The organism is Brooklawnia propionicigenes (genome assembly GCF_030297015.1).
Lineage (GTDB): Bacteria > Actinomycetota > Actinomycetes > Propionibacteriales > Propionibacteriaceae > Brooklawnia > Brooklawnia propionicigenes.
In genome coordinates this window covers 1,286,523-1,312,574 of record NZ_AP028056.1, presented here as the reverse complement: position 1 = coordinate 1,312,574, position 26,052 = coordinate 1,286,523, and the positions used below count along the sequence as shown (strand labels likewise).

Below are 26,052 nucleotides of genomic sequence, written 5' to 3'. Positions count from 1 at the left end.
GCTCACGAATGTGCGCCGGCCAGAATCTGGGCCGATGCCGAGCAGCCGATCCGGGTGGCACCCGCCTCGATCATCGCGATCGCCGTGGCATAGTCGCGGATTCCGCCGGAGGCCTTGATGCCCAGGCGTCCGCCCACCGTCCGGGCCATCAACCGCACTGCGTGGATGCTCGCGCCACCTGCCGGATCGAAACCCGTAGACGTCTTGACGAAGTCCGCGCCGGCCTCCTCGGCGGCCTGGCAGGCCACCACGAGTTGATCGTCACTGAGCCGGGCCGACTCGACGATCAACTTGAGTACTCCGGGAATCTCGCGTTTCACCGCAGCAATCTCGGCGATCAGGTCATCATCGCGTCCGGCCTTCAGCAGGCCGATGTCGATCACCATGTCGACCTCGTCGGCACCCGCGGCCACCGCCTGACGCGCCTCGGCCGCCTTGACGTGGGCGGTGTGCTTGCCGGAGGGAAAGCCGCAGACCGTGGCCAGCCTCACCTGACCCAGATCGACGTCGAGCGGGATCATATTGGGCGAGACGCACAGCGCAAAGACCCCGAGCCGCACTGCTTCGGCCGCTGCCCGTCGCACGTCGTCGGCGGTCGCATCGGTCTTCAGTAGCGTGTGATCGAGGTAGTGGGCCAGGTCGGCGCGAGTCGGTTCCATGACCCTACTTTGGCCCAAGATCACGCGGTCGGCTGCGAATCCGACGGCTCGGCTGTCGTCGTCAGGGGCAGCCGGACGATGAACCGGGAGTAGCCGGGCTCGGTCTCGGTAGCCGGCCGGGACTCGACCTCCACGCGACCGCCATGGGCAGTCGCCACGGCGGCGACGATCGCCAGGCCCAGCCCGGTGGAGCCCTCGGCGTCGTGTGCGCGAGCCGCGTCGGCCTTGGTGAACCGTTCGAAGATCTGTCCGGTGAGCGCAGGCGGGATGCCGGGCCCATTGTCGGCCACCTCGATGCGGGCCCAGCCGTCGTCGGCGCTGACCGAGGTCGTCACCGTCGTCCCGGCGGGGGTGTGCTTGCGGGCGTTGCCCAGCAGATTGACCATCACCTGCTGCACCTGTCCGGCATCACCCGAGATCATGACCGGCTCATCGGGCACCTGGACCCGCCAGTGGTGATCGGGGCCGGCGGCCCGTGCATCACTGACCGCGTTCAGGGTCACCTCGCTGAGATCGACCTGGTCGCGGGCAGCTGCCGGATCGTTGTCGAGTCGGGCCAGCAGCAGCATCTGCTCCACCAGCCGGCTCATCCGCTGCGATTCGGATTCGATGCGCCCAAGCGCGAAAACGGTATCGGCGGGCAACTCCTCACGCCCGCGCCGGGTCAGCTCCGCATAGCCGCGAATCGACGCGAGCGGATTGCGCAGTTCGTGGCTGGCGTCGGCGACGAACTGGCGCACCTTGGTCTCGGAGGCCTGCCTGGCCTGCAGCGAGGTCTCGACATTGTCGAGCATCGAGTTGAAGGCGGCGCTCACGCGTCCGACCTCGCTCTGCTCGGCGGCTTGCGAGCGGGGCACCCGCACATCGATGGCGACCTCGCCGGATTCCAGTGGCAGCGCCGCGACCTGCGTCGCGGTGTCGGCCAGACGAGTCAGCGGACGCAGCGAGTTCTTCACAACGACCGTCGAGATTCCGGCAGCGGCAGCGGCTGCCAGGATGATCAGGCCGAGTTCGATCCACAACATGGACGCGACGATCGCATCATTGGCTGCGGTGGGAGCGGCCACCGCCATCGTGGTCGTCCCGGTGCTGCCGGTGCTTGTCACGGCGACCGCCTGATACCTGCCGAGTCCTTCTATCCGGACTGACCGCACGATACCGTCCCGCGGCAGATCGAGCAGCACCTCCAGCTGTCCGGCGTCGGGGATGGTGCTGCCGTACTCCCAGATGATCGAACTGCGCACCACCCCGGACGAGGAGATCGCCAGCGAGATGCTGCCGACCGGCAGACCTCCCAGCCGCAGCCCACCGCCGTCCGTCGGGTCGAACCGATTCTGAGCGTCGGGGCCTTGCGGGCGGTTCTCCGTCGCATTGATCGCGTAGAGCAACTGCTGATCGAGTTTGGTGGTGAGGATGCGCGAGACCAGCAGGGCTGAGCAGGCGGACAACAGGATGCAGACCACGGTGACGATCAGCGTGATCCGGACGACCAGTTGTCGTTTGAGTGTCTGGTTAGCCCGCCGACTTGAGGACATATCCGGCCCCCCGCAAGGTGTGGATCATCGGCTGCCTGCCCACATCGATCTTCTTGCGCAGGTAGCTGATATACAACTCCACGACGTTGGCCTGTCCACCGAAGTCATAGTTCCAGACCCGGTCGAGAATCTGAGCCTTGGACAGCACCCGGCGCGGGTTGCGCATCATGAAGCGCAGCAACTCGAACTCCGTGGCGGTCAGATGAATCGGCTCGCCACCGCGGGAGACCTCGTGGGTGTCCTCGTCCATGATGAGGTCGCCGACCACCAGCTGGGCGTCCGGCCGCCGGGACGCGGCCCCGCTTCGCCGCATCAGGGCCCGCAGCCGCGCAATCACCTCTTCCAGGCTGAACGGCTTGGTGACGTAGTCGTCGCCGCCGGCGGTCAGCCCGGCGACCCGGTCGGCGACGGCGTCCTTCGCGGTGAGGAAGATGACCGGTACGTCGGGTTGATCAGCGCGCACCTTGCGCATCACTTCGAGCCCGTCGAAGTCGGGCAGCATCATGTCGAGCACGATCGCGTCGGGCTGGAACTCGCGGGCGGTCCGCACGGCCTCGGTGCCGGTGCCGGCGGTGCGGGCGTTCCAGCCCTCGTAGCGCAGCGCCATGCTCAACAGTTCGGTCAGGCTGGGTTCATCGTCCACGGCGAGCACGCGTAATGGCGTGCCGTCGGGACGGGTCAGGTGCTCGGTATTCTGGTTCGCCATGACAGCAGAATGACAGTCTTTGCACAGGTTTGGATGTGGATCGGCTGTGGATCAGCTGTGCGTCTTGGCGGGGTGCCGGTTGTCAGGGCTGAGTCGATCCCAACTTGGGCTGGTAGAGGTCGCCGTTGTCGGCAGGCCTCTTGCTGCGGCCGAACAGGAGACTGTCCAGGCCGGTGTAGCTGGCTCCTGCGGCGAGGAAGACGATCCCCAGGCAGGCCAGCGCGAGGTTGTACTCGTAGCCGCCGTTGTTGATGAACGGGCCGGCTGCCCAGCGCAAGAGGGCGATGATCAGGATATTCTCGAGCGCAACCAGCGCGGCGACCAACCTTGTCAGCAGCCCGAAGGCGAGGAGGACGCCGCCGATGCCCTCCAGGACGACGGTGCCCCAGGCGATCACCCCGGGGGCGGGGAGGCCGGCTTCGGCGATGCGGGCGATCTGGGCGTCCATGCCCTCGATCTGCCAACGCGACCAGGCGCGTCCCAGCAGGATCGCGGCGAAGCCCAACCGGGCAATCAGCAGGAGTACGGCTTGGCTCGCGGTGCCGGCGGCCGAGCGGGTGTTCGACATGGCGTTCCCTTCTGCGTGTACATGCGCCACGCTACCTTTTAGGGAGCGCTGCGCCGGGACGCGAGGCCGCTGATTCACACCCGAACCGCTCGCCGGCGGTTTCAATCGCGAGCGAACCGTCCCGGGCGATCCGAGTCGCGAAGAATCGGGATCAGGGATTCACCGGCGGAACGTCGACATTGAGCGCGGCGATCAGCGTCGACCAGTCGGCAGTCGGATCCAGCCCGAGTACCCCTGCCCAAGCCGGAACGCACTGCGCCGAGTGGTACTTGTGGCCGTAGCCGGGGCCGACGCTTCGGCAGACCGGCATGTCCGCGGCGATCTGCCAGAAGGTGATGAACGGCCACCAGGTCATCGCGGCCATCGGCGTCTTGGTGCCGCGCATCTCGTCCAGCCACTCGGGCTTCTTCCACAGCAGGTCGGTGTTCCACCAGACCACCGGGTCGGTGTCGTTCTGCAGATAGCAGAAGCGGGGCGCGATCCAGGCATCCAGCGGCCTGCCCCGCGAGTCGATGAGCAGTTCGGCTGGTGAACAGGCGAATCGGATGTGCCGCCCGCGATCGACCACCGGACGCACGACGGTGGAGTCGGGGTCGCGGCGGCGCGTCCACTCGGCCTGATTGTCGGTGAACGTCGGGCAGCCGGTCCACACCCCGCCCGCGGCTCGCGACAGCATGTCCTCCGGGCTGGCGAAGGTGCCGTTGGAACCGAATGCGCCCAGCGATTCGCCCGCGACGTACAACTGTGGACGATGCTCGAGCGGCAGGGTGGCCACCCGGTCCTCGATCGCGCCGTACAGCATCCGCGATGCCTGCACGGGGACCTGCTTGCTGCTCAGCATGGTGACCGCCGATGGCAGGCCGGAGTACTGCATGGCAGCCGTCGCGCAGTCGCCGTGCATCAAGAACTCGAACGACGAGGTGCTCCACTCATTGACGTTGCCGCGCCCGGTGGTGGTGACCACGAGGATCGCCTTGCGTGTCCAGGCGTTCATGCGGTCGAGCTCGGCCATGACCGCATCGACCACCTGCTGAATGCTGCGACCGTCCATGGACGCGTAGGCGCGGATGGGCTGCAGTGCGGGCCGGCCCATCACCTCGGCGATCCGGTCGGCCGACGGTCCGCCGCAGGTGAACCGTTTGCCCTGGAGTCCCAGCGAACTCCAGCTTTCCCTCGAGGCGGGGCTGCCCGAATGCAGCGGGGTCAGCGGCTGATGGACGCCGTTGGGAGTGCGCAGGTCGACCCGTGCCGAAGCGGTGGTGGCCACCCCGACGACGGTGCGCATGATCACCTGATCGAAGATGACCAGGATGGTCGTCGTGACGACCAGTGTCGAGACAAGCCGTCCGAGCAACTCCCAGGCGAATCGGTTGCGCAGATGACCCGAGATGTAGTTGATCGCCCACAGCGTGGCGCGCCACTGGGCGAGCAGTGCAACGAAGATGCCGGCAGCTGCAGCGGTGGACGCCACCGCCCAGAACGCGTTGGGGCCGTTCACATGGCTGTAGGCGGCGGTGCGGCGGTGCCAGCGCACCGACCGCAGCGGGATGGCGATCGCCGTGGCCCCCAGGATCAGACCCCCGGCGATCTTGCCGCCCTGCCGGATGCCGGGCTTCAGCTTGATCTGGACGCCCACCTTGTCGGCGATCGCACCGACCGTCGAACTGATCAGCAATCCGGCCTGGTGACCGAACATGGCGCTCAGACCGGCGATGACCCCCTGCCAGTACCAGGGACGCGCCAGCAGGCTGGGTGAGTAGGACGCGGCGTAGGCGACCCAACCGCCGATGGCCTCCGGTGCGGTCACGGCGCCGAGTTCGTCGGTCCGGGCCGCTGCGGTTTTCCAGCGTGAACCGACGAATCCGGCGAGCGCGTCGGCCGCGGAATCACCGCGGCGCAACGGGCTCGAGAGATATCTGTTGAGCAAACCCACGGGTCGTAAGCCTAGAGGGCTGCAGGCCGCTACGACGCGAGTACCGTCTGCTGGCGGATCAGGTGCTCCCAGGCTGACAGGGCGGCGATGGCGCCGCTACCCTGGGCGACCACGATCTGTTTGTACGGTTCGGTGGAGCAGTCGCCGGCGGCGTAGATGCCCTCGACGGCGGTCAGTCCGCGACGGTCGGTGACGATCTCCTTGCGGGGCGACAGTTCGAGGGTCCCGGCCAGCCAGTCGGTGTTGGGCACCAGGCCGATCTGGACGAACACGCCCGACAACGCGAGTTGTCCGGTCTCACTGCTCGCACGATCGCGATACGAGATGCCGGTGACCTGCTCGCCGTCGCCGAGTACCTCGGTGGTCTGCGCATTGGTGATGACATCCACGTTGGGCATGGAGTTCAGCTTGTCCATCAGCACCTCGTCGGCCAGGCACTGCGGCATGAACTCCAGCACGGTGACGTGGCTGGCCAGCCCGGCCAGATCGATCGCCGCCTCGATCCCGGAATTGCCGCCGCCGATCACGGCGATGTCCTTGCCCTTGAACAGCGGACCATCGCAGTGCGGGCAGAAGGTGACCCCCTTGTTGCGGTATTCCTGCTCGCCGGGCACGCCCATCAGGCGCCAGTGGGCTCCGGTCGCGATGATCACCTCGTGGGCCCGCAGTGCGGCATCGTCCCCGAACCGCACGGTGTGCAGGCCCCCCGGTTCGGTGGCCGGGATCAGTTCGGTGGCCACCTGCGACTTGATGACATCGATCTCGTAGTTGCCGACGTGGGCTTCGAGCGCCGCCGCGTATTTCGGGCCCTCGGTGTAGGGCACCGAGATGAAGTTCTCGATGGCCATGGTGTCCAGCACCTGCCCACCGAACCGTTCGCCGACCAGACCGGTGTGAATGCCCTTGCGAGCCAGGTAGATGGCGGCAGCGGCACCGGCCGGTCCCTGACCCACGACGAGCACCTCATAGGGCGCCCTCTGGTTCAGCTCGGCGGCCTCGCGACCCGCAGAATCCGCGTCGAGCTTGCGGACGAAATCCTCGATCGTGGTGCGGCCCTGCCCGAACAGTTCACCGTTCAGGTAGATGGTCGGCACGGCGAGCACATTGCGCTGGGCCACCTCGTCGCCGAACAGCGATCCCTCGACTGCCGTGTGCTTGATCCGGGGGTTGATCACCGCCATGGTGTTGAGTGCCTGCACCACCGTCGGGCAGTTCTGGCAACTCAGGGACATGTACGTGGTGAACTCGTAGTCGCCGTCGAGGTTGGCGACCTGGTCGATCAGGGCGGCGTCCTCCTTGACCGGATTGCCGCCCACCTGTAGCAACGCCAGCACCAGCGAGCTGAACTCGTGGCCCATCGGGATACCCGCGAAGCTGACCGAGATATCGGTGTCCAGCCGGTGGATCGAGAACGATGGACGCCGGGTGTGCGCGTCATCGTCGCGCCGGACGTTGATCTTGGATGAAAGCGCGGCGATATCGATCAGCAACTGTTCGAGGTTCGCCGAGGCGTCCCGGTCGTCCAATGACATGACCAGTTCGATCTCGTGGGTGATGCGGGGCATGAGGGGCTTGAGCTGGGCTGTCAGATTGTGGTCCAGCAGGCGGGTGACCATGATTCTCCTGAAGCTGTGCGGGCGATGCGGATTGTGCGAATGGGGCGGCGCTGGCTGCCGGGCGAGTGCGTCCCCGCCCGGCAGCTGGTGAGATCGCTCAGATCTTGCCGACCAGATCGATGCTCGGAGTCAGGGTCTCCTCGCCTTCCTCCCACTTGGCGGGGCAGACCTCGCCCGGATGCGCGGCGACGTACTGGGCGGCCTTGACCTTGCGCAGCAGCTCAGCGGCAGAGCGCCCGATGCCCTCGGCAGTCTGCTCGATGTACTGGATGGTGCCCTGCGGGTCGATCAGGAAAGTCGCACGGTCGGCTTGGCCCGAACCGAGCCGCTCGACCTCGAAATTGCGGGTCAGCTCCAGGTTCGAATCGCCGAGCATGAAGTACTGCACCTTGCCGACCTCGTCGGAGGCGGCATGCCATGCCTTGTGGACGAAGTGCGAATCGGTGGACACCGAGTAGACCTCGACGCCCAGGTCCTGCAGCTGGCCGTAGTGCTCGGCCAGATCACCCAGCTCGGTCGGGCAGACGAACGTGAAGTCACCGGGGTAGAAGAAGAAGATCGCCCAGGTGCCCCGCACGTCGGCTTCGGTCACCTCGACGAATTCGCCCGCGTGGTATGCGTGCGCGGTGAAGGGCAGAATCTGGGTATTGATCAAAGACATGAGGTCTGTGCACTCCTGTTCAACGACGTCACTATGCGGACCGCTCGGGTCCCGACGTCTGGCAACGGCCTATAACGCTTGGCTATTCCCCGAAGGGGTCTCGCTTGCGGCAACATGCTTGCCGTCCGGTGGCCGGATGCCGCTGGGACATGCGGGTGGGGCTTGTGGCACTGTGGAGACGCACGATGTAGCATCTCGATATATCGAGCCGATACATTGTGGTTCGTTCGAGCGTGAACCTCCAACACAAGGGAAGTGAGGTGTGCAGATGGCCTTGCGCCAACCGGCCTTGGATCTGGCGATCCTCGGACGACTCTCGCAGGGCCCGTCATATGGGTATGAAGTGCGAAAGCACGTCAATCTGGTGGTCGGCTACCTGCACAAGGTGTCGTTCGGCTCGCTGTACCCGGCACTCCGCCGGTTGCTGGAGCGAGGTTTCATTTGTGACTGCGGGACCGAGCGTCCGTTGCTGGTCGGAAGCCGCTCGCGCCGCATCTATCACCTCACGCCCAGTGGGGAGGAGTACCTCGCGCAACAACTGGCTACCACAGATCCCAGCGCATGGACCGACGACTTCGGCGTCCAGTTCAGTCTGCTGGGGATGACTGATACTCACAATCGGCTGCGCATTCTGCACGGACGACGTGAGGTCACCGTGTCCCGGCTCGCGATGATCGATTCTTGGTCACTGTCGGGGTTGGACCATTACTCGCAAGAACTCGTGCGGCATTCTCGCGATGTCGTGGCAGGCGAATTGGCCTGGCTCGACTCGGTGATCGCCGCCGAGCAATCCGGAATTCAGCAAGGAGAATAGATGAGTAAGATCCGTGTCGCGATCGTCGGGGTGGGCAACTGTGCGTCCTCCCTGGTGCAGGGCGTCACCTATTACCACGATGCCGATCCCAGTGAGCGCGTGCCCGGCCTGATGCACGTGCAATTCGGGGACTATCACATCAGTGATATCGAGTTCGTTGCCGCTTTCGACGTCGATGCGGCGAAGGTCGGGCTTGATCTGGCCGATGCGATCAACGCCAGTGACAACTGCACCATCAAGATCAGCGATGTCGCCCCCACCGGCGTGCGAGTGCAGCGCGGCGAAACCCTCGACGGTCTCGGCAAGTACTATCGCGAGACCATCGTCGAATCCGATGAGACCCCGGTCGATGTCGTCGGTGCGCTCAAGGACGCCAAGGTCGACGTACTGGTCAGCTACCTCCCGGTCGGCTCGGACGAGGCCGACAAGTTCTATGCCCAGTGCGCCATTGATGCCGGCTGCGCGTTCGTCAACTGCCTGCCGGTCTTCATCGCCTCCGATCCGTCGTGGGCTGCGAAGTTCTCCGATGCCGGTGTGCCGATCGTGGGTGACGACATCAAGAGCCAGATTGGCGCGACCATCACCCACCGCGTGCTGGCCAAGCTGTTCGAGGATCGCGGGATCACCATCGACCGCACCTACCAGCTGAACGTCGGCGGCAACATGGACTTCAAGAACATGCTGGAGCGCGAGCGCCTGGTGTCCAAGAAGATCTCCAAGACGCAGGCCGTCACCAGCAATGTCGAGCACCATTTCGATGAGCGCGATATTCACATCGGGCCCTCCGACTATGTCGACTGGCTGGACGACCGCAAGTGGGCCTTCGTCCGCCTGGAGGGCCGCAACTTCGGTGGCGCACCGGTCAGCCTCGAGTACAAACTCGAGGTCTGGGACTCGCCGAACTCCGCTGGTGTGGTGATCGATGCCATCCGCGCTGCCAAGATCGGCCTGGACCGCGGCATCGGTGGCCCGCTGCTCTCGCCGTCCAGCTTCTTCATGAAGTCGCCGCCCGAGCAGCGCCACGATGAGGACGCCCAGGAGTCCGTCGAGGCCTTCATCGCCGGAGAAGTCGAGCGCTGATCCGGCCCGGCCTCACCACAGCGGCCACCGCAAGAAGATCTTGCTGCGCGAATCGCCAGCGGATGCTTCTTGTGGTGGCCGCTGCGTTCGTTGCGGAATAGCCGCGCCGTCATCAGAGTTGAGTGACGTAGACTCAAGTTTGAAATACCCCTACTACGCGGAGACCTGATGGACACTGAAAAACTGACCACCATGAGCCGTGATGCGGTTTCCACCGCGTTGCGACTCGCATTGACCAACGGCAACCCCAGCGCCGAACCAGTGCACCTGCTGCACGCGCTGCTGATGGTTCCGGACAATTCTGTCAACCCGTTGCTGGCGAAGATCGGGGTCGACGCCGGCCAGATCGACCAGCAGGCCGAGGCTGCGATCAAGCATCTGCCCGCAACCTCTGGCGCATCGGTGACCCAGCCGCAGCTTTCCGGCGCGTTCGCCCGCGTGCTGGCCGACGCCGAGACCCGCGCCGACCAGATGGGCGACCAGTACGTTGCCACCGAGCATCTGCTGATCTCGCTGGCTCAGGTGCAGTCGGAGGCATCCCAGATCCTGACCAGGGCCGGTGCCACCGCTGCCAAGCTGACGAAGACCTTCAACGAGGTTCGTGGCTCCAAGCGCGTCACCAGCGCCGAATCCGAGGGCAGCGAATCAGCACTCGACAAGTATTCGGTCGACCTGACGGCGCGTGCTCGTGAGGGCAAGCTCGACCCGGTGATCGGACGCGACGCGGAGATCCGGCGCGTCGTCCAGGTGCTGAGCCGTCGTACCAAGAACAACCCGGTGCTGATCGGCGAACCCGGCGTCGGCAAGACGGCCGTCGTCGAGGGCCTCGCTCAGCGTGTTGTTGCCGGTGATGTGCCCGATTCGCTGAAGGGACGCCGGGTGGTTTCCCTCGATCTGGCGTCGATGGTCGCCGGCGCGAAATACCGTGGTGAGTTCGAGGAGCGGCTGAAGGCTGTCCTCAACGAGATCAAGGACGCCGCCGGCCAGATCATCACCTTCATCGACGAGCTGCACACGGTCGTCGGAGCGGGCGCCTCCGAGGGCGCCATGGATGCGTCCAATATGCTCAAGCCGATGCTGGCCCGTGGCGAGCTGCGCATGATCGGCGCCACCACCCTGGACGAGTACCGCGAGCGCATCGAGAAGGACCCGGCCCTGGAGCGTCGTTTCCAGCAGGTCTACGTCGGTGAGCCGAGCGTCGAGGACACGGTCGCCATTCTGCGCGGTCTGCGCGAACGCTACGAGGCGCACCACAAGGTCCGCATCACCGATGGCGCGCTGGTTGCGGCGGCCACCCTGTCGAACCGCTACATCTCCAACCGTCAGCTTCCTGACAAGGCGATCGACCTGGTCGATGAGGCGGCGTCCCGGCTGCGTATGGAGATCGATTCGTCCCCGGAGGAGATCGACCAGCTACGCCGTCAGGTCGACCGGCTGACCATGGAACAATTCGCGCTGGGCACCGAGAGCGACGAGGCGTCCAAGCAGCGGCTGGCCAACCTGAACGCCGAACTGGCCGACGCCAAGGAACACCTGCGAGCCCTGGAGGCCCAGTGGGAGTCGGAGAAGGGCGGCCTGAACCGGGTCGGTGAGCTCAAGGAGCAGATTGACGCCCTGCGTACCGATGCCGACCGCTACCAGCGGGAGGGCAACCTCGAGAAGTCCGCACAGATCCTCTACGGCGAGATCCCGGCCCTGGAGAAGGAGATGGCCAGCGCCGAGCAGGCTGCCGGCCAGAAGAAGACGATGGTCTCCGAGGAGGTCACCAGCGCCGATATCGCCGAGGTCGTCAGTGCGTGGACCGGCATTCCGGTGGGCAAGATGCTGGAAGGCGAGTCCACCAAACTGCTGGAGATGGAAAATCGGCTGGGCAAGCGCCTGATCGGCCAGACCAATGCCGTCAGGGCGGTCTCGGACGCGGTGCGCCGTGCCCGTGCGGGCATTTCCGACCCGAATCGCCCCACCGGTTCGTTCCTCTTCCTCGGCCCGACCGGCGTCGGCAAGACCGAACTGGCCAAGGCCCTGGCCGAGTTCCTCTTCGACGACGAGCAGGCCATGGTGCGCATCGACATGAGCGAGTACATGGAGAAGCACTCCGTCTCGCGGCTGGTCGGCGCGCCCCCCGGCTACATCGGCTACGAAGAGGGCGGTCAGCTGACCGAAGCCGTACGGCGTCGTCCGTACTCGGTGGTGCTGCTGGACGAGGTCGAGAAGGCCCATCCCGATGTCTTCAACATCTTGCTGCAGGTGCTGGACGACGGTCGTCTGACCGACGGCCAGGGACGCACGATCGATTTCCGGAACGTGATCTTGATCATGACCTCGAACCTGGGCAGCAACTTCCTGGCCGATCCCGCGATGAGCGAGAAGGCCAAGAACGAAGCCGTCATGAACGTGGTGCGCAAGGCCTTCCGTCCGGAGTTCTTGAACCGGCTCGACGAGATCGTGATGTTCTCGCCGCTGAGCCGCGAGGATCTCGCCGCGATCGTCGACATCAACCTGGCGCGTATCAACCGTCGCCTCGCCGATCGCCGGATCAGCGTCGAGGTCAGCGATGCCGGACGCCAGTGGCTGGCCAATCGCGGTTACGACCCGGTCTACGGGGCACGTCCGTTGCGCCGGTTGCTGCAGAACACCGTGGAGGATCAGCTGGCACGCAAGGTGCTCGGTGGTGAGATCACCGATGGTCAGACCGTCCAGTTCGGGGTCACGCCCGACGGTGACGGTCTGCAGATCGAATCCGTGCAGTAATGGAGGACCAAGAGATCCAGTTCGTCCCTGACGGGACGGGCTGGATCCTTGTCATGGACGAGGTGGCCCACTCGTGGGTCGACCTCGACGATCCCCTGCGGCTCGAGTTCGCCTACATGCGGCGGGTGGCCGACTACCTCGACACCGCCGCCCCGCCGGGGGAACGGATGCGGGTGATCCACATCGGCGGGGGAGCGCTGACCATGGCCCGTTACATCGCGGCCCGTCGTCCGACCTCACCGCAGATCGTCCTGGAGCCCAACGAGGACCTCACCGCGGCGGTGCGCGACAAGCTGCCGCTGCCGGCCCACTCGGGGATCAAGGTGCGCGCGACCGATGGCCGCACGGGCCTCACCCAGATGCCCGACGACTACGCCCAGGTGATCATCGTGGACGCCTTCGCCGATGCCCGGGTACCGCCATCGCTGGTCAGCGTGGAATTCTTTGCGGAGTGCTTCCGGGTGCTCAACCCGGATGGGCTGCTGCTGTTCAACGTCATCGACATCTTTCCGCTGACGTGGACCAAGAGGGTGCTGGCCGGCATCGCCCGGTTCGCCGATCACCTGGCGCTCAGCGCCGAACCGGCAGTGCTGAAGGGCCACCGGCACGGCAACCTGGTGCTCGCGGCCAGCCGGGCACCGCTCGACACAGACCTGATCGTGCGCCTGGCCGCCGGGTCGGCGTTCCCCTGCCGGATAGTGCACGACGAACAGCTGACGAAGTTCATGGGCGGGGCATCGGCGTTCTATGACGACGAGGCCGAGGGCTCCCCGAAGGTGGTGCGTGGGCTGCTTCATTTCGAATAGGCCCCACCCGCATGCGTGGAGTAACCTGCGACGGTTACAAAGTTGTAACCGATTGTCAGGCGGACGCCCGGGATAAGCCCTGGCTGTCAGTGTCAGTCTTGGTTTGCACAAATTTTACGGGAAGGTTCACCGATGAAACGTAGACTTGCTGCCGCTGCGGCTGTATTTTCTGCAGCTGCCCTGCTGATGAGCGGATGCGGCTCCGACTCGCTGAGCAGTTCAGGAACCTCCGGTTCGGCCGGTGGGGACGAGAGCATTCCTGCGGTCGAGGCCAGCCAGGAGTTGCACGATTCGCTGCCGGACGCGATCAAGCAGGCGGGTGTTCTCGAAGTCGGTGTTGACCCCACCTACAAGCCCAACGAATACATGGACGGCACCACGGTGGTCGGCATGAACGTTGAATTGTTCGACGCGGTCGCCGCCCGGCTGGGCATCGAGAACAACTGGAATCCGGCCGCCTTCGATTCGATCCTGGCCGGCGTCCAGGCGCAGAAGTACGACGTGGGCAGTTCGTCGTTCACCATCACCCCGACCCGCCTCGAGACGCTGACCTTCGTCGAGTACCTGAACGTCGGGACGCAGTGGGCAACGCTGGCCGGCAACCCGGCAGGCGTCGACCCGACCAATCCGTGCGGCAAGACGATCGCCTTCCAGACCGGCACCACGCAGGAAGAAGAGATCACGGCCGCGCAGGAGGCCTGCGGATCGGATCCGATCAACACGCTGTCCTACCAGGGCCAGGACGAGGTCAACAACGCCCTGATGATCGGTAAGGCGGACGCGATGCTGGCCGACTACCCGATCACCCAGAACGCCATCCAGACCTCGAACGGCAAGATGGAGGCGCTCGGTGACCAGTACGGCGCCGCCCCCTATGGCTTCACGATGGCCAAGGACAACCTGCAGCTCGCCGAGGCGATCTCGCAGGCCCTGACCGATCTGGAGGCCTCCGGCGTTTACGGCGCCATCCTCGCCAAGTACGGTGTCTCCGATGCGGCGGTGGACGCGTTCCCCGTCAACCCTGAGGTGTCATGACCCAACCCGAGACCGCGGTCCCCGGCCAGGCCACCGACGAGCGGCCGGGGACGATCCACGCAGTGCCGCTGCGCCGCCCCGGCCGCGTGGTGGCCGGTGCGGTGATGCTGCTGATCGGTATCTGGATCATCTACCAGATCATCACCAACCCCGCCTTCGACTGGGCCTTCACCTTCGAGGCGATGAACCAGACCCAGGTCATCCGGGGCTTCGTCACAGGAACCCTCGTCGCGACCGTGGGTGCGATGATCCTGGGCGTGGTGCTCGGCGTGGTGCTCGCCGTGATGCGGATGTCGGACAATCCGATCCTGCGCTGGTCGGCCGGCATCTATGTGTGGTTCTTCCGGGCGATACCTCGATACGTTCTGCTGATGATCCTCGGTGCCGCCGGCGCGTTCGCGCTCGGTGGGCTGAGCGTCGGAATCTGGCCGGTGGACGGCACTTGGCAGGTCGTGAAGGTGGATCTCAACCGGTTCTCCACGACGATCTGGATGGCCATCATCGGCTTGGGGCTGTCGGAGGCCGCCTATATGGCCGAGATCGCGCGCTCGGGCATCCTCAGTGTCGACCGCGGGCAGTGGGAAGCCGCGCGTGCGATCGGCATGAGCAACGGCCAGACGATGCGCCGGATCGTCCTGCCGCAGGCAATGCGGGTGATCGTCCCGCCGACCGGCAACGAAACCATCGCGATGTTCAAGGACACGTCGTTGCTGTCGGCGCTGCCGCTGGCCAACGAGATGTTCTTTCAGCTGCGTGGCATCGGTACCGCCACCTACAACCTGATCCCCAGCTATATGGCGGCGACCTTGTACTACATCATCACCGCGACCATCCTGGGCTTCGGGCAGTCCTGGCTGGAACGGCGCTTCGGCCGCGGCTACAACCCGACCGAGCCCTCCGCCAACGGCCGCCGCCGTGCCAAGGCAGACGCCAAGACCGCTCGTACTGCGATCATGTTCCCGGGAAGCGATCACTGATGAGCGACCATATCGACCACGTCGACCACATCGATCGCAGTGGCGAGCCGCTGGTCCGGGCCGTCAACGTCCACAAGTCGTTCGGCTCCAACGAAGTCCTCAAGGGCGTCGACCTGGACGTGTACCCCGGCGAGGCAGTGGTGCTGCTCGGGCCCTCCGGGTCGGGCAAGACGACCTTCCTGCGGCTGATCAATCAGATGGAGACCCTGACGGGTGGGCGCATCTGGGTGAACGGTGAGCTGATCGGTTACGAAGAACGCGACGGGCGGCTCTACCAGCGCAAGGATTCCGACATCGCCCGGCAGCGCTCGCACATCGGGATGGTTTTCCAGCGCTTCAATCTCTTCCCCCACAAGACGGCATTCGAGAACATCACCGAGGGCCAGCTGGTGGTGACCAAGAAGTCCAAGAAGGCCGCCGCGGAGCGCGCCTGGGACCTGCTCGGGCAGGTGGGGCTGACCGACAAGGCCGACGCCTATCCGTCCCAGCTGTCGGGCGGTCAGCAGCAGCGCATCGCGATTGCGCGGGCGCTGGCCATGGATCCCGAACTGATGCTTTTCGACGAGCCGACCTCGGCCCTCGACCCCGAACTGGTAGGCGAAGTGCTGCAGGTGATGAAGACCCTGGCCGGTGAAGGCGTCACGATGATCGTCGTCACTCACGAGATGGGTTTCGCCCGTGAGGTCGCCGACCGGGTCTACTTCATGGACGGTGGCGTCGTCGTCGAGTCGGGCAGCCCCGAAGACGTGCTGGTCAACCCGCAGGCCGACCGAACACGAGCCTTCTTGTCCCGCGTGCGGCGCTGATCTGCGGGCGGGCCGCGGACACTAGGATCGGTGAGGTGAGCGAGAAGCCGGCTGCCGTGACCGCAGCCCAGACAGGCCAGCGACGCAGTTGGGGCGCTCGTGCGCTGTGCGCCGCTTGGCTGCTGCTCGCCGTGGTGCTGCTGGCAGCGGGGGTGTGGTCACTGTGGCTGTTCGTCGGCACCGACCAGCGGGCCGCGTCCCAAGCGCGTGCCGCGGTCGAACGATTCGACGCCGCCTGCTCGACCGTCGGCGAGGCCGGCAGTGACTCCGCAACCGCCGCCGAGGTCGTCGGATTGCTGAGTTTCCCTGGGTACGACGATCAATCCTGGCCGGTGCTGGCCGGGACCAGCAGCGAGCAACTGGCGACCGGCATCGGCTGGTATCCCGAAACCGCCGGCGTGGGCGAGATCGGGAATATGGTCCTGGCCGGCTACCGGATCACCCACGGCGCGCCCTTCGCCGCGCTGGCCGATCTCAATGTGGGCGACCAGATCCAGATCGTCACCTGCACGCATGTCTACCTCTATGAACTCGATGTCGCGCCGCGCGATCTGACCGTCCAGGCACATGACGATTGGGTGCTGGACGCCGTTCCCGGAGACCCGGGCAAGCGCCCGAGCGGGCGCCAGATCACCCTGATCACCAGCCAGGATCTGCTGCCGACCAGTGACCGTTCGGTGGGCATGGGGCATCTGGTCTCATCGCATCCGCGCTGAGCGGCTGGTGCCAGGATGGCTGTATGAGATCATCGTCATCGATTGTCTATGGGCCGCATCCCGATCAACGAATCGCGGTCTTTCCCGGTGCCGGCGCCGGCGCGGGCAACGGCTGGGCTGCCGTCGTGGTGCACGGCGGGTATTGGCGGCATCGCGTCGACTGGACGCGTACCACCGATCTGGTGTCACACCTGGCCGGCCGTGGGTTCGATGTGATCAACGTGGAGTACCGGCGTGGTCACGGTGCCGGCGCCTGGCCCGCGCCGAGTGAGGACGTCCGGCGAGCGGTCGAGGTGACCCAGGAGAGGTTCCCGGCCAGCCGCCTGGTCGGCGTGGGGCATTCGGTCGGTGGCGAACTGGTGCTGCTGGCGGCCGATCTGCTGGATGCCGTGGTGGCGCTGGCGCCGGTCACCGATGCGGGCCGGGTCTACGACGAGCACCTGGGTGAGGACGCGGCGCTCGACTACTTCGGCTCCGGACCCGAGGTGGCCGCCGACGTCTACCGCGATGCCTCGCCGGTGCACCGCCGAGCCCCCGAATGCCCGACCCTGCTGGTGCACGGCGCCGCGGACGACCGGGTGCCGCTGGCCCACACCCTCGACTACCTGGCGGCTCTGCCGGAGGCGCCGCTCGATCTGATCGTGGACCACGACGCCGACCACTTCGAGGTCGCCGATCCCGCGCAGGCATCCTGGCGGCAGGTGGACGCCTGGCTGGACTCGCTGGTGCGCAGCTGACCGGCACAGCAGCCGCCGAATCGTCGGCAGTAGCGGGCCAGCTAGGCTGTCCCCATGAGCGACCGTGAGCGACTGCGTGAACTGATCAATGAACTGGCGATCGTCAAGGGCCGGGTGACGCTGGCCTCCGGGCGCGAGGCGGACTACTACGTCGACGTCCGTCGGGTCACTCTGGATGGACAAGCAGCTCCCCTGGTCGGAAGCGTCATGCGCGAACTCGTCGCCGATTGGGACTTCGATGCCGTCGGCGGCCTCACGATGGGCGCAGACCCCGTAGCCATCGCCATGTTGCACGCTGCTGCCAGCGCGGGCGAGCGTCTTGATGCCTTCGTCGTCCGTAAGGACGCCAAGACCCACGGTCTGCACAAGCGCATCGAGGGTCCCGATGTCGCCGGCCGCCGCGTCCTGGTCGTCGAGGACACCTCCACCACCGGAGGCTCCGCGCTGCAGGCGGTCGCCGCGCTGCGCGAGGCGGGCGCCGAGGTCGTCGGTGTGGCAGTCATCGTCGACCGTTCCACCGGTGCCGCCCAGGCCATCAACGCTGCCGGGCTCGACTACCGCTACGCCTACGGAATCGAGGACCTCGATCTGTGATCGCGCCGAGCACGGCTGTGCTGCGATGACCAACGAACCGGCACCGGACCCGACCAATACGGACGTCGGAGTCGGGCCCTACCCACAGCCGTGGCCCGAGGACCCGCGCTTCGACCCCGCGCTGCTGGCCGACGGCGACCGCCGCAACGTCATCGACCGCTACCGCTACTGGCGGATGGACGCCATCGTCGACGATCTCGATGCCCGCCGCACGAGGATCGCCCCGGCGCGCCTGCAGGTCGCCATCCAGAACTGGCAGCACGACTTCAACATCGGCTCGATCGTGCGTACCGCCAACGCGTTCAATGTCGAACTCGTGCACATCATCGGAAACCGTCGCTGGAACCGTCGCGGTGCGATGGTGACCGACCGCTATCTGCACGTCGTCCATCGCCCCGATGAGCAGGCTTTGGCCGAGTACTGCAGTAGTGAACGGCTGACCATGATCGGAGTCGACAACCTCCCGGGTTCGGTGCCGCTGGAATCGACACCGCTTCCGCAAGCCTGCTGCCTGGTCTTCGGATCGGAGGGCCCGGGCCTGACCGAGGCGATGGTCGCCCGCTGCCAGCAGCTGGTCGCCATCACCCAATACGGCTCCACCCGCTCCTTCAACGCGGGGGCTGCCGCAGCGATCGCCATGTATCAGTGGACGCTGAGCCACGCCAGTGCTGCCAGACTGGAGCCGTGAGCGAGTTTGCTGAGCGTATCGACGCACTGACCATCGACGACCTGACTGCGGCCGGCAGTCTCAAGTGGACGACCTACCCGAACGCCATCGGAGCCTGGATCGCCGAGATGGATTTCGGGATCGCCCCCGAGATTGCGGAGGTTCTGGAGCAGTTGCTCAAACGCCAGCAGACCGGATACGCGCCGATGGCCTGGCGCACCGAGCTCAAGAAGGCGACCAGCGAATTCGTCGCCGCCAGGTACGGCTGGCAGGTCGGCTGGCCCCAGATCCACTGGCTGCCCGACGTGCTGACGGGCCTGGCAATCGTGATGACCCACTGGCTGCCGGCGGGCTCGCGGATCATCGTCCCCACCCCCTGCTACATGCCGTTCGTCGACATGCCGGGCACCTTCGGCCATCAGCGGGTCGAGGTGCCCATGCTGCGCGGCGATGCCGACTGGACGATGGACCTCGACGCTCTGGACCGCGAGTTCGCCGCCGGTGCCAGGCTGCTGGTGTTGTGCAACCCGCACAATCCGATCGGGAAGGCCTTCGACCGCGCCGAACTCGAAGCCATCTGTGAGGTCGTCGAGCGGCACGGCGGCCTGGTCTTCAGCGACGAGATCCATGCCCCGCTCAGCTATCCCGGCGTTCAGCACGTCCCCTATGCCAGCATCAACGACACCGCCGCCGCGCACACCGTGACGGCGATGTCGGCGTCCAAGTCGTTCAATCTCGCCGGGCTGAAGTGCGCGCAGCTGATCCTCACCAATCCCGAGCATCAGCGCTTCTACACAACCCAGGGCCACGGCCTGCCGTACGAGTCGACCCCGATGGGCATGATCGCGAACATCACGGCGTTCCGCGAGGGCGGCCCCTGGCTGGCCGAGGTCCTCGACTACCTGGACGGCAACCGCAGGCTGCTCACCGAGATGCTCGCGGATCTGCTGCCCGCGGTCGGCTACATCGAGCCCGAGGCGTCCTTCCTGGCGTGGCTCGACTGCCGCGAACTCGAGCTGGACGATCCCCGCAAGCACTTCCTCAAGGCGGGGGTGGCGCTCACCGACGGCGCCGAATGCGGCGATGCCGGACGAGGGCACGTCCGCTTCAATTTCGCGTTGCCGCGTCCGATCCTGCAGTCTTCGATCGAGAAGATGGCCGCCGCGCTGCACTGACCGGACGGATGGTCGACTCAGCTGCGGACGTAGACCAGCGCGTTGTTGCCGCCGAAGCATCGTCCCACGCCCGGCGCGGCGGTCTCACAGCTCATCGTGTAGGTCTGGCCGGTCGTCGGACTGTCCACCAGATAGGTGCCGGGCCCGAAGGTCACCCAGACGTTGTGCATGACACCGGCGAACGCGCAGCTGGTCACCTGGTTGACCGCGGTCGAATCGTCGCACAGCGAGGTGCCGTCGGGTGGCCAGGCGAGCTGTGCGCTGGGGGTCGGTGCCGCCGATGTGGTGGTCGGGGCCGGCGAGGTCGTCGGCGGAGCACTGGCAGCCGTCGTGGGCGGCAGCGTCACGGTGACGGTGACGGTGGGCTCTGACGTCGTCTGCGCGGTCGGGCTCACCGAGGCCACCGACGGAGTGCCGGTCACCTGGCCGCCGGTGGGACGAAAGAGCATGATCGCCCCGACCACCACGGCCAGCGCGACGCCGATCAACGTCCCGATGAGCGCAATCCGGGTCCGATCGTGCTCCGGGCCACGCCCGGTGCCGCCCGAGCTGGGACCACCGGGCCCCCCGGGCTGCCACGCCGGAACCTGAGGGCTCCCGTAGCCGGACGGTGGCTGTCCGCCGGGACCGGGCGAGTAGTCGGGGCCGGGAGAATACGTCATGCTTGGGAACCTATCGTTGGTCTTTCTTCCGGGCCGATCAGCGTACCGGCAGAAATGGATGAACAACAATCTAGCGACCGAGGTTGAGCACGCCTATCTGCGCAGCCGCCGAACCTGCTTGAATAGCTGTGGAGGGCAGAATGGACGATTTGCGTGTAGTGGTTGCGAAACCGTTGGCCAGTGAGTACGTCGAGCGGCTCAGGTCCGCCGATCCCCGGGTCGAGGTCAGTTACGAACCCGACCTGATGCCCCCGATGCGGTGGCCGTCCGATCATCGGGGCGACCCGAGCTTCAAGCGGACGCCCGAGCAGCAGGCCCGGCTCGCCGAACTGGTCGACAGCGCCGACATCCTGTACAGCTTCCCCAATAACAACTCGGCCGAACTGGCCCGCATCGTGCGAGCCAACCCGAAACTCAAGTGGGTGCACATCATGGCCGCCGGCGGCGGCTCGCAGGTGAAGGCGGCGAACCTCACCAAGGAAGAACTCCGGCGGGTGATCTTCACCACCTCCGCCGGGGTGCATGCCGGGACGCTCGCCGAGTTCGCGCTGTTCGGCGTTCTCGCCGGCGCGAAGGAACTGCCGCGGCTGCAGGCTGACAAGCAGCGGCACTACTGGCCGACGTCGCGCCGGACGATGGGCATGGTCTCTGACATGACCGTCGTGGTGGTGGGCATGGGCGCCATCGGTCAGGAATGCGCGAAGCGCTTCTCCGAGCTCGGTGCCACCGTCATCGGCGTCAACCGCTCCATCAAACCGGTCGAAGCGGTGGAAAGGCTGTACACCTCCGACCAGATCGTCGAAGCGGCCCAAGGAGCCGATGCCCTGATCAACGCGCTGCCCGGCGCCGTCGGCACCGATGATCTCATCAGTCGTGAGGTCCTCGAGGCATTGGCGCCCGGGGCCATCATCGCCAGCGTCGGCCGCGGTCAGTGCATCGAAGAGGACGCGATGATCGAGCTGCTGACCTCCGGGCATCTCGGATTCGCCGCTCTCGATGTGGCGAAGACCGAACCACTGCCCGCTGACAGCCCGCTGTGGGATCTGCCGAACGTCGTGATCTCGCCACACACCGCGGCGAACTCCGCCAAGGAGGACTCGCGCATCGCCGATCTGTTCATCGAGAATCTGCACGCTTTCCTCGACGGCAAACCGATGCGTAACGTGGTCAATACCGAGCTTTTCTACTGACCATGGAGATCCAGCCATCACGAAGCCATTGAGGTCGTGCCCATGAGCCCCGCAACCACCGGCCCGGACTACCCCGTCCAACCGGTGCACCCCGATTCCGGTGCTGTTCCCACGCGGCCCAGCCCCGGGGTGCAGCCGGATGCGGGCATGCTGGTCAGCTACTCACCGGTCGCGATGGCTCAACGCGCTGCCGGGATTCGCAAGCGGCTCGACCGGACGACGATCATGGGCGTGATCAGCCTGCTCATCACGGGCGCCTTCTATTTCTTCATCCGGCCGGAGCCCAGCAGCGCATTCTTCTGGCTGCTGATCGCTTCCGCGGTGTACACGGTGACGAACATCATTGTGAAGTTCGTCCAACTCAAACGGGCCCGCAAGGCTACCGCTCAGGTGCCGCTCGGGCCGGCCTTCCAGATCGACGATGACGGTCTGGTGGCCTCGACGGTCCCGGAAGGGGAGCGGATCGGCTGGGACCGCATCACCTCCATCGCCGGCCTCGACAAGCTGTTCAGCCCCGGGCCCCGGCTCGAGGTCCGGTGGGACCAGGACCGCAGCTGGTCGGTGCCGATCATCGTGCTGGATGCACCCCCGAGCTCAATCGATTCAGCGCTGCGGGCTTTCTCGCTGGGCCGATTCGGCTTGGATCTCAGTTCAGTTGATGACATTTGGTGAGCTATCGGCCGCCGGTCGTCGGAGTTTGACACAATGGTGACCACGGCAAACGCAGATCCACGAAGACTCGTGGCGAGCGCCGCGAGAACGACAGAAAGAAGCAGATATGCCTATCGCAAGCCCTGAGGTCTACCAGGAGATGTTCGCCAAGGCGAAGGCAGGCGGCTACGCCTACCCGGCGATCAACGTGACCTCGTCGCAGACCGTGATCGCTGCCATCCGAGGCTTCGCTGAGGCCGGCTCGGACGGCATCATCCAGGTATCCACTGGCGGTGCGGAGTATGCGTCCGGATCGACGGTCAAGGACATGGTTACCGGTGCTGTGGCGCTCGCCGAGTTTGCCCGCGTGGTCGCCAAGAACTACCCCGTCAACATCGGTCTGCACACCGACCACTGCCAGAAGGAGAAGCTCGACAAGTACGTCAACCCCCTGATCGCACTCTCGCAGGAGCGCGTCGACCGCGGCGAGGATCCGCTGTTCAACTCCCACATGTGGGACGGCTCGGCTGTTCCGGTCGAGGAGAACCTGCAGATCGCCGAGGAGTTGCTCAAGCGCACGTCGAAGGCCAAGCAGATCCTCGAGATCGAGGTCGGCGCGGTCGGCGGCGAAGAGGACGGCGTCGTCGGTGAGATCAACGACAAGCTCTACTCGACCGTCGCCGACGGCATGCGCACCCTCGAGGTGCTCGGCCTGGGTGAGCAGGGCAAGTACATCACCGCGTTGACCTTCGGCAACGTGCACGGCGTCTACAAGCCCGGCAATGTGAAGCTGCGCCCCGAGGTACTCAAGGAGATCCAGGATGCCTGTGGCGCCAAGTACGGCGTCGACAAGCCGTTCGACCTGGTCTTCCACGGCGGTTCGGGTTCGACCCCCCAGGAGATCGCCGACGCCGTGAGCTATGGCGTGGTCAAGATGAACATCGACACCGACACCCAGTACGCGTTCACTCGTCCGGTGGTCGACTTCATGCTGAAGAACTACGAGGGCGTGTTGAAGATCGACGGTGAGGTCGGCAACAAGAAGCAGTACGACCCGCGCACCTGGGGCAAGGCTGCCGAGGGCGGCATGGCCGCTCGCATCATCGAGGCCTGCCAGCAGCTCGGCTCGGCCGGCACCCACACCGACTGACCATCAACCCAGTAGGTCCTGCAGCACAACGACTGGGCCGGACGCTTGGTTAAGCGTCCGGCCCAGTCGTTTGTTGTCTGCTGCTGTGGCGTCGTCAGCCTCAGCGCAGCAGCGGATCGACCGCGAGCACCCGCTGGACCTCATCGCGCCGAGGGGCGTAGGCACCCGACCGGCTGACTGTCAGACCGGACGTGATGACTGCGCGGTGCAGAGCCGTGCGCACCTGGCTCCAATCCGCGCTCCGCAGCTGCGCCTTCGCCAGGGGACTGCCGAGCAGGTCGGCATCAAGCAGGCCCGACAGGAGACCCGCCATGAACGAATCACCGGCGCCGACCGTATCGGCCACTTCGACATTGAGCGGGTCGACCACCATCATGTCGCGATCTCCGGACAGCAGCGCATAGGCACCCCAGGGGCCACGGGTGACGATTACCAGCCCGGGGCCCATCTTGATCCACCTCCGCATGACCTCCTCGACCGGAGTGTCGCCGTAGAGCCAGGCCACGTCCTCGTCACTTGCCTTGACCACGTCGGACAGCGCAACGATGTCCTCAACGCGGCCGAGCACCTTCTCCGGCGATTCCATCAGTGCCGGACGCACGTTCGGGTCGTAGCTCACCGTGCCGTTGATCGCCATCCTCTTGACCGCGGCAAGTACCTTGGCCGCACCCGGCTCAAGGGTGGCGGCGAAGCTACCGGTGTGCAGGTGGGCCAGCGAGGCTGCCGGGGGCAGCTCCGGAACGTCCCAGACCAGCTCGAAATCGTAGGTGGCTCGTCCCTGCGCGTCCAGGTGGGCGTTCGCAATGGCGGTGCGGTCGGCCTTGTCACTGCCTGGGACGATCCCAACGGTGTGCTTGGTGGCGTGGGCTTCAATGGCCCTGCCCCGCTCATCGTCACCCCACCAGGACGCGATCAGCGCCGGATGCCCGAGTTGGGTGATTCCGCATGCGACATTGAGGGGGCTGCCGCCGACATGCTCGGAAAGGATCTGGTCGTCGCGGATGATGATATCGACCAGCGCCTCGCCCAGGCACAAGACCGGGGCTTCGGTGCGGGCTGGGGCGGTTGGCTCTGCGGTTGGATTCGTCATGACACTCCTTTATGTCAATCGAGGGGCGGCTATTGCTCGAGTCCGAGCTTGGCTGACATCTCCTCCAGGGGCACACCCTTGGTCTCCGGCATGACCTTCTGCACCCAGAGCAGCTGGCCACACATGAAGACGAAGAAGATGGCGAATGCGATGCCGCCACCGAGTTTATCGACAATCGGGGGGAATGCGTAGGTGGTTAGCGCGGCAAACGTCCAGTGGGTGAGGCTACCGAACGACTGACCACGCGCCCGCACCCGGTTCGGGAAGATCTCCGAGATGAACACCCAGATGACCGAACCCTGCCCGAAGGCATGCGCTGCGATGAAGACGAGCAGGCCGATGAGCACCAGCACCGAGGAGGTCGAGTTGTAGCGGCCCTCGAAGGTGAACATGATGATGGTGAGGAAGCCGAGGCTGATCAGGTAGCCGATCGAGCCGACGAACATCAACGAGCGGCGCCCGATGCGGTCGATGACCGTCAGTGCGGTCATGGTGGCGACCAGGTTCATGAAGCCCACTGCCACGCTCATCAGGTAGGACGCGTTGTCGGAGGCGCCCGCCTGCTGCATGACAACCGGAGCGTAGTAGAGGATCGCGTTCACGCCGGACAGCTGGTTGAACATGGCGATCGCGAAGGCCATCAGGATCACCTTGCGGTAGCGCTTGGTGAAGAACGGCACCTTGGTCGCGCGCGCCGCGGCGTCCTGCTGGAGCTGAGCGCGGATCTCGGAGATCTGGAGGTCGGATTCCTCAACCGTCTTGCAGAGCTGGCGGCTGATCTGCACGGCCTGGGCTTCGCGTCCGTGGGCCATCAGCCAGCGCGGAGTCTCGGGAACGGTGAGCAGCAGCAGGACGAAGATCGTCGCCGGCGCGGCCATCACGCCGAGCATCCAGCGCCAAGCGGTCTCTTCGGCGACGATCTGGCGGATGATGAAGTTGCTCAAGTAGGCGAGCAGGATGCCGAGCACGATATTGAACTGGACGAGGCCGACCAGGCGTCCACGTTGGGCCGGCGGGGCGATCTCAGCAGTGTAGATCGGTGCGCACACGCTCGACATGCCGACGCCGATGCCGCCGAGGAACCGGAAGAGCATGAAGACGTTGTGCCCGAAGGGGCCTTCGGGTGCCAACGCGGTACCGAGCGCACCGACGAGGTAGAAGGCGCCGATGACGAACAGCATCTTGCGGCGGCCGTACTTGTCAGCGAGCTGCCCGGCGAAGATGGCACCGACAATGGTGCCGATCGTAGCGATCGCGACGGTGAAACCGAGACCGCTCGAGGTGAGGTCGTAGACGCGTTCGAGCGAGGTGGTGGTGCCCGAGATGACGGCGGTGTCGAAGCCGAAGATCAAACCGCCGATGGAGGCGACGATGGCGCTGCGGATGACCAGCGAGTTGGCGCCCGCGCTTTGTTGGGTGACGGAAGTATCCGACATTTTGGGGTTATTTCTTGCCTTAGGGTGTGGGGTCTCC

Annotated in this window: 25 protein-coding genes; 15 read left to right on the top strand and 10 right to left on the bottom strand. The window is 65.7% G+C overall.

Annotated features, from left to right (window positions below; genetic code table 11):
• Positions 1–2: 2 nt before the first annotated feature.
• From deoC to ahpC, 7 genes are all read right to left on the bottom strand, one after another.
• On the bottom strand, positions 3–659 hold the full coding sequence (gene deoC, locus QUE25_RS05900) for a deoxyribose-phosphate aldolase (protein WP_286268220.1): 657 nt from the start codon (positions 657–659) through the stop codon (positions 3–5).
• A gap of 20 nt (positions 660–679) precedes the next feature.
• Positions 680–2,194: a sensor histidine kinase gene (locus tag QUE25_RS05895; protein ID WP_286268219.1), complete on the bottom strand. Its 1,515-nt coding sequence runs from the start codon at positions 2,192–2,194 to the stop codon at positions 680–682.
• On the bottom strand, positions 2,172–2,900 hold the full coding sequence (locus tag QUE25_RS05890; protein ID WP_286268218.1) for a response regulator transcription factor: 729 nt from the start codon (positions 2,898–2,900) through the stop codon (positions 2,172–2,174). The genes QUE25_RS05895 and QUE25_RS05890 overlap by 23 nt, the downstream gene beginning before the upstream one ends.
• Before the next feature lie 82 nt (positions 2,901–2,982).
• Positions 2,983–3,468 (bottom strand): DoxX family protein, encoded by a 486-nt coding sequence (locus QUE25_RS05885; RefSeq protein ID WP_286268217.1) that lies wholly within the window; start codon positions 3,466–3,468, stop codon positions 2,983–2,985.
• A gap of 151 nt (positions 3,469–3,619) precedes the next feature.
• Positions 3,620–5,401: an alpha/beta-hydrolase family protein gene (locus tag QUE25_RS05880; protein WP_286268216.1), complete on the bottom strand. Its 1,782-nt coding sequence runs from the start codon at positions 5,399–5,401 to the stop codon at positions 3,620–3,622.
• Between the two features lie 29 nt (positions 5,402–5,430).
• A complete protein-coding gene (gene ahpF / locus QUE25_RS05875; protein WP_425332760.1) occupies positions 5,431–7,005 on the bottom strand; it encodes an alkyl hydroperoxide reductase subunit F in 1,575 nt (524 codons plus the stop codon).
• Between the two features lie 109 nt (positions 7,006–7,114).
• Positions 7,115–7,678, bottom strand: coding sequence for an alkyl hydroperoxide reductase subunit C (gene ahpC / locus QUE25_RS05870; protein ID WP_286268214.1), 564 nt, complete (start codon positions 7,676–7,678; stop codon positions 7,115–7,117).
• 268 nt (positions 7,679–7,946) lie between these two features.
• Between ahpC and QUE25_RS05865 the strand changes: the two genes are divergently transcribed.
• The 12 genes from QUE25_RS05865 (at position 7,947) to QUE25_RS05810 (ending at position 19,836) form a co-directional block, all read left to right on the top strand.
• The gene (locus tag QUE25_RS05865) at positions 7,947–8,492 is read left to right on the top strand and encodes a PadR family transcriptional regulator (protein WP_286268213.1); all 546 of its coding nucleotides are present in this window, start codon (positions 7,947–7,949) and stop codon (positions 8,490–8,492) included.
• The gene (locus tag QUE25_RS05860; protein WP_286268212.1) at positions 8,493–9,572 is read left to right on the top strand and encodes an inositol-3-phosphate synthase; all 1,080 of its coding nucleotides are present in this window, start codon (positions 8,493–8,495) and stop codon (positions 9,570–9,572) included.
• Between the two features lie 168 nt (positions 9,573–9,740).
• Positions 9,741–12,323, top strand: a complete 2,583-nt coding sequence (clpB, locus tag QUE25_RS05855) for an ATP-dependent chaperone ClpB (protein WP_286268211.1) — start codon at positions 9,741–9,743, stop codon at positions 12,321–12,323.
• A complete protein-coding gene (locus QUE25_RS05850) occupies positions 12,323–13,129 on the top strand; it encodes a spermidine synthase (protein WP_286268210.1) in 807 nt (268 codons plus the stop codon). Before clpB ends, QUE25_RS05850 begins: the two co-directional genes overlap by 1 nt.
• Positions 13,130–13,261: 132 nt before the next feature.
• The gene (locus QUE25_RS05845) at positions 13,262–14,164 is read left to right on the top strand and encodes an ABC transporter substrate-binding protein (protein WP_286268209.1); all 903 of its coding nucleotides are present in this window, start codon (positions 13,262–13,264) and stop codon (positions 14,162–14,164) included.
• The gene (locus QUE25_RS05840; RefSeq protein WP_286268208.1) at positions 14,161–15,141 is read left to right on the top strand and encodes an amino acid ABC transporter permease; all 981 of its coding nucleotides are present in this window, start codon (positions 14,161–14,163) and stop codon (positions 15,139–15,141) included. The genes QUE25_RS05845 and QUE25_RS05840 overlap by 4 nt, the downstream gene beginning before the upstream one ends.
• A gap of 50 nt (positions 15,142–15,191) precedes the next feature.
• The gene (locus tag QUE25_RS05835) at positions 15,192–15,947 is read left to right on the top strand and encodes an amino acid ABC transporter ATP-binding protein (RefSeq protein WP_425332759.1); all 756 of its coding nucleotides are present in this window, start codon (positions 15,192–15,194) and stop codon (positions 15,945–15,947) included.
• A 35-nt stretch (positions 15,948–15,982) separates the two neighbouring features.
• Complete coding sequence (locus QUE25_RS05830) at positions 15,983–16,663, top strand: class E sortase (RefSeq protein ID WP_286268206.1); 681 nt, start codon at positions 15,983–15,985, stop codon at positions 16,661–16,663.
• 23 nt (positions 16,664–16,686) lie between these two features.
• A complete protein-coding gene (locus QUE25_RS05825) occupies positions 16,687–17,400 on the top strand; it encodes an alpha/beta hydrolase family protein (RefSeq protein WP_286268205.1) in 714 nt (237 codons plus the stop codon).
• Between the two features lie 54 nt (positions 17,401–17,454).
• On the top strand, positions 17,455–17,994 hold the full coding sequence (gene pyrE, locus QUE25_RS05820; RefSeq protein WP_286268204.1) for an orotate phosphoribosyltransferase: 540 nt from the start codon (positions 17,455–17,457) through the stop codon (positions 17,992–17,994).
• A 25-nt stretch (positions 17,995–18,019) separates the two neighbouring features.
• Positions 18,020–18,682, top strand: a complete 663-nt coding sequence (locus QUE25_RS05815) for a TrmH family RNA methyltransferase (RefSeq protein WP_286268203.1) — start codon at positions 18,020–18,022, stop codon at positions 18,680–18,682.
• Positions 18,679–19,836, top strand: a complete 1,158-nt coding sequence (locus tag QUE25_RS05810) for a MalY/PatB family protein (RefSeq protein WP_286268202.1) — start codon at positions 18,679–18,681, stop codon at positions 19,834–19,836. The genes QUE25_RS05815 and QUE25_RS05810 overlap by 4 nt, the downstream gene beginning before the upstream one ends.
• Positions 19,837–19,853: 17 nt before the next feature.
• Here the strand turns inward: QUE25_RS05810 and QUE25_RS05805 are convergent, their stop codons facing one another.
• Complete coding sequence (locus QUE25_RS05805; protein ID WP_286268201.1) at positions 19,854–20,498, bottom strand: hypothetical protein; 645 nt, start codon at positions 20,496–20,498, stop codon at positions 19,854–19,856.
• A 140-nt stretch (positions 20,499–20,638) separates the two neighbouring features.
• Between QUE25_RS05805 and QUE25_RS05800 the strand changes: the two genes are divergently transcribed.
• The 3 genes from QUE25_RS05800 (at position 20,639) to fbaA (ending at position 23,489) form a co-directional block, all read left to right on the top strand.
• Entirely contained in the window at positions 20,639–21,688 is a 1,050-nt protein-coding gene (locus QUE25_RS05800; protein ID WP_286268200.1) for a D-2-hydroxyacid dehydrogenase, read from the top strand.
• Between the two features lie 42 nt (positions 21,689–21,730).
• Positions 21,731–22,360, top strand: coding sequence for a hypothetical protein (locus tag QUE25_RS05795; RefSeq protein WP_286268199.1), 630 nt, complete (start codon positions 21,731–21,733; stop codon positions 22,358–22,360).
• A gap of 106 nt (positions 22,361–22,466) precedes the next feature.
• A complete protein-coding gene (fbaA, locus tag QUE25_RS05790) occupies positions 22,467–23,489 on the top strand; it encodes a class II fructose-bisphosphate aldolase (RefSeq protein ID WP_286268198.1) in 1,023 nt (340 codons plus the stop codon).
• A gap of 100 nt (positions 23,490–23,589) precedes the next feature.
• On the opposite strand, the gene QUE25_RS05785 is transcribed toward fbaA, so the two are convergent.
• Entirely contained in the window at positions 23,590–24,579 is a 990-nt protein-coding gene (locus QUE25_RS05785) for a carbohydrate kinase family protein (RefSeq protein WP_286268197.1), read from the bottom strand.
• Between the two features lie 29 nt (positions 24,580–24,608).
• Positions 24,609–26,015, bottom strand: coding sequence for a sugar porter family MFS transporter (locus tag QUE25_RS05780; protein ID WP_286268196.1), 1,407 nt, complete (start codon positions 26,013–26,015; stop codon positions 24,609–24,611).
• Positions 26,016–26,052 lie beyond the last annotated feature (37 nt).

Bases quoted from the DNA above. Each gene is read 5' to 3' on its own strand.
- QUE25_RS05840 (WP_286268208.1), top strand. From the start codon at position 14,161: ATGACCCAACCCGAGACCGCGGTCCCCGGCCAGGCCACCGACGAGCGG.
- QUE25_RS05805 (WP_286268201.1), bottom strand. From the start codon at position 20,498: ATGACGTATTCTCCCGGCCCCGACTACTCGCCCGGTCCCGGCGGACAG.
- pyrE (WP_286268204.1), top strand. From the start codon at position 17,455: ATGAGCGACCGTGAGCGACTGCGTGAACTGATCAATGAACTGGCGATC.
- QUE25_RS05795 (WP_286268199.1), top strand. From the start codon at position 21,731: ATGAGCCCCGCAACCACCGGCCCGGACTACCCCGTCCAACCGGTGCAC.
- deoC (WP_286268220.1), bottom strand. From the start codon at position 659: ATGGAACCGACTCGCGCCGACCTGGCCCACTACCTCGATCACACGCTA.
- ahpC (WP_286268214.1), bottom strand. From the start codon at position 7,678: ATGTCTTTGATCAATACCCAGATTCTGCCCTTCACCGCGCACGCATAC.
- QUE25_RS05815 (WP_286268203.1), top strand. From the start codon at position 18,020: ATGACCAACGAACCGGCACCGGACCCGACCAATACGGACGTCGGAGTC.
- QUE25_RS05865 (WP_286268213.1), top strand. From the start codon at position 7,947: ATGGCCTTGCGCCAACCGGCCTTGGATCTGGCGATCCTCGGACGACTC.
- QUE25_RS05885 (WP_286268217.1), bottom strand. From the start codon at position 3,468: ATGTCGAACACCCGCTCGGCCGCCGGCACCGCGAGCCAAGCCGTACTC.
- QUE25_RS05860 (WP_286268212.1), top strand. From the start codon at position 8,493: ATGAGTAAGATCCGTGTCGCGATCGTCGGGGTGGGCAACTGTGCGTCC.
- QUE25_RS05895 (WP_286268219.1), bottom strand. From the start codon at position 2,194: ATGTCCTCAAGTCGGCGGGCTAACCAGACACTCAAACGACAACTGGTC.
- QUE25_RS05890 (WP_286268218.1), bottom strand. From the start codon at position 2,900: ATGGCGAACCAGAATACCGAGCACCTGACCCGTCCCGACGGCACGCCA.
- QUE25_RS05785 (WP_286268197.1), bottom strand. From the start codon at position 24,579: ATGACGAATCCAACCGCAGAGCCAACCGCCCCAGCCCGCACCGAAGCC.
- QUE25_RS05850 (WP_286268210.1), top strand. From the start codon at position 12,323: ATGGAGGACCAAGAGATCCAGTTCGTCCCTGACGGGACGGGCTGGATC.
- clpB (WP_286268211.1), top strand. From the start codon at position 9,741: ATGGACACTGAAAAACTGACCACCATGAGCCGTGATGCGGTTTCCACC.
- QUE25_RS05800 (WP_286268200.1), top strand. From the start codon at position 20,639: ATGGACGATTTGCGTGTAGTGGTTGCGAAACCGTTGGCCAGTGAGTAC.
- QUE25_RS05780 (WP_286268196.1), bottom strand. From the start codon at position 26,015: ATGTCGGATACTTCCGTCACCCAACAAAGCGCGGGCGCCAACTCGCTG.
- fbaA (WP_286268198.1), top strand. From the start codon at position 22,467: ATGCCTATCGCAAGCCCTGAGGTCTACCAGGAGATGTTCGCCAAGGCG.
- QUE25_RS05845 (WP_286268209.1), top strand. From the start codon at position 13,262: ATGAAACGTAGACTTGCTGCCGCTGCGGCTGTATTTTCTGCAGCTGCC.
- QUE25_RS05825 (WP_286268205.1), top strand. From the start codon at position 16,687: ATGAGATCATCGTCATCGATTGTCTATGGGCCGCATCCCGATCAACGA.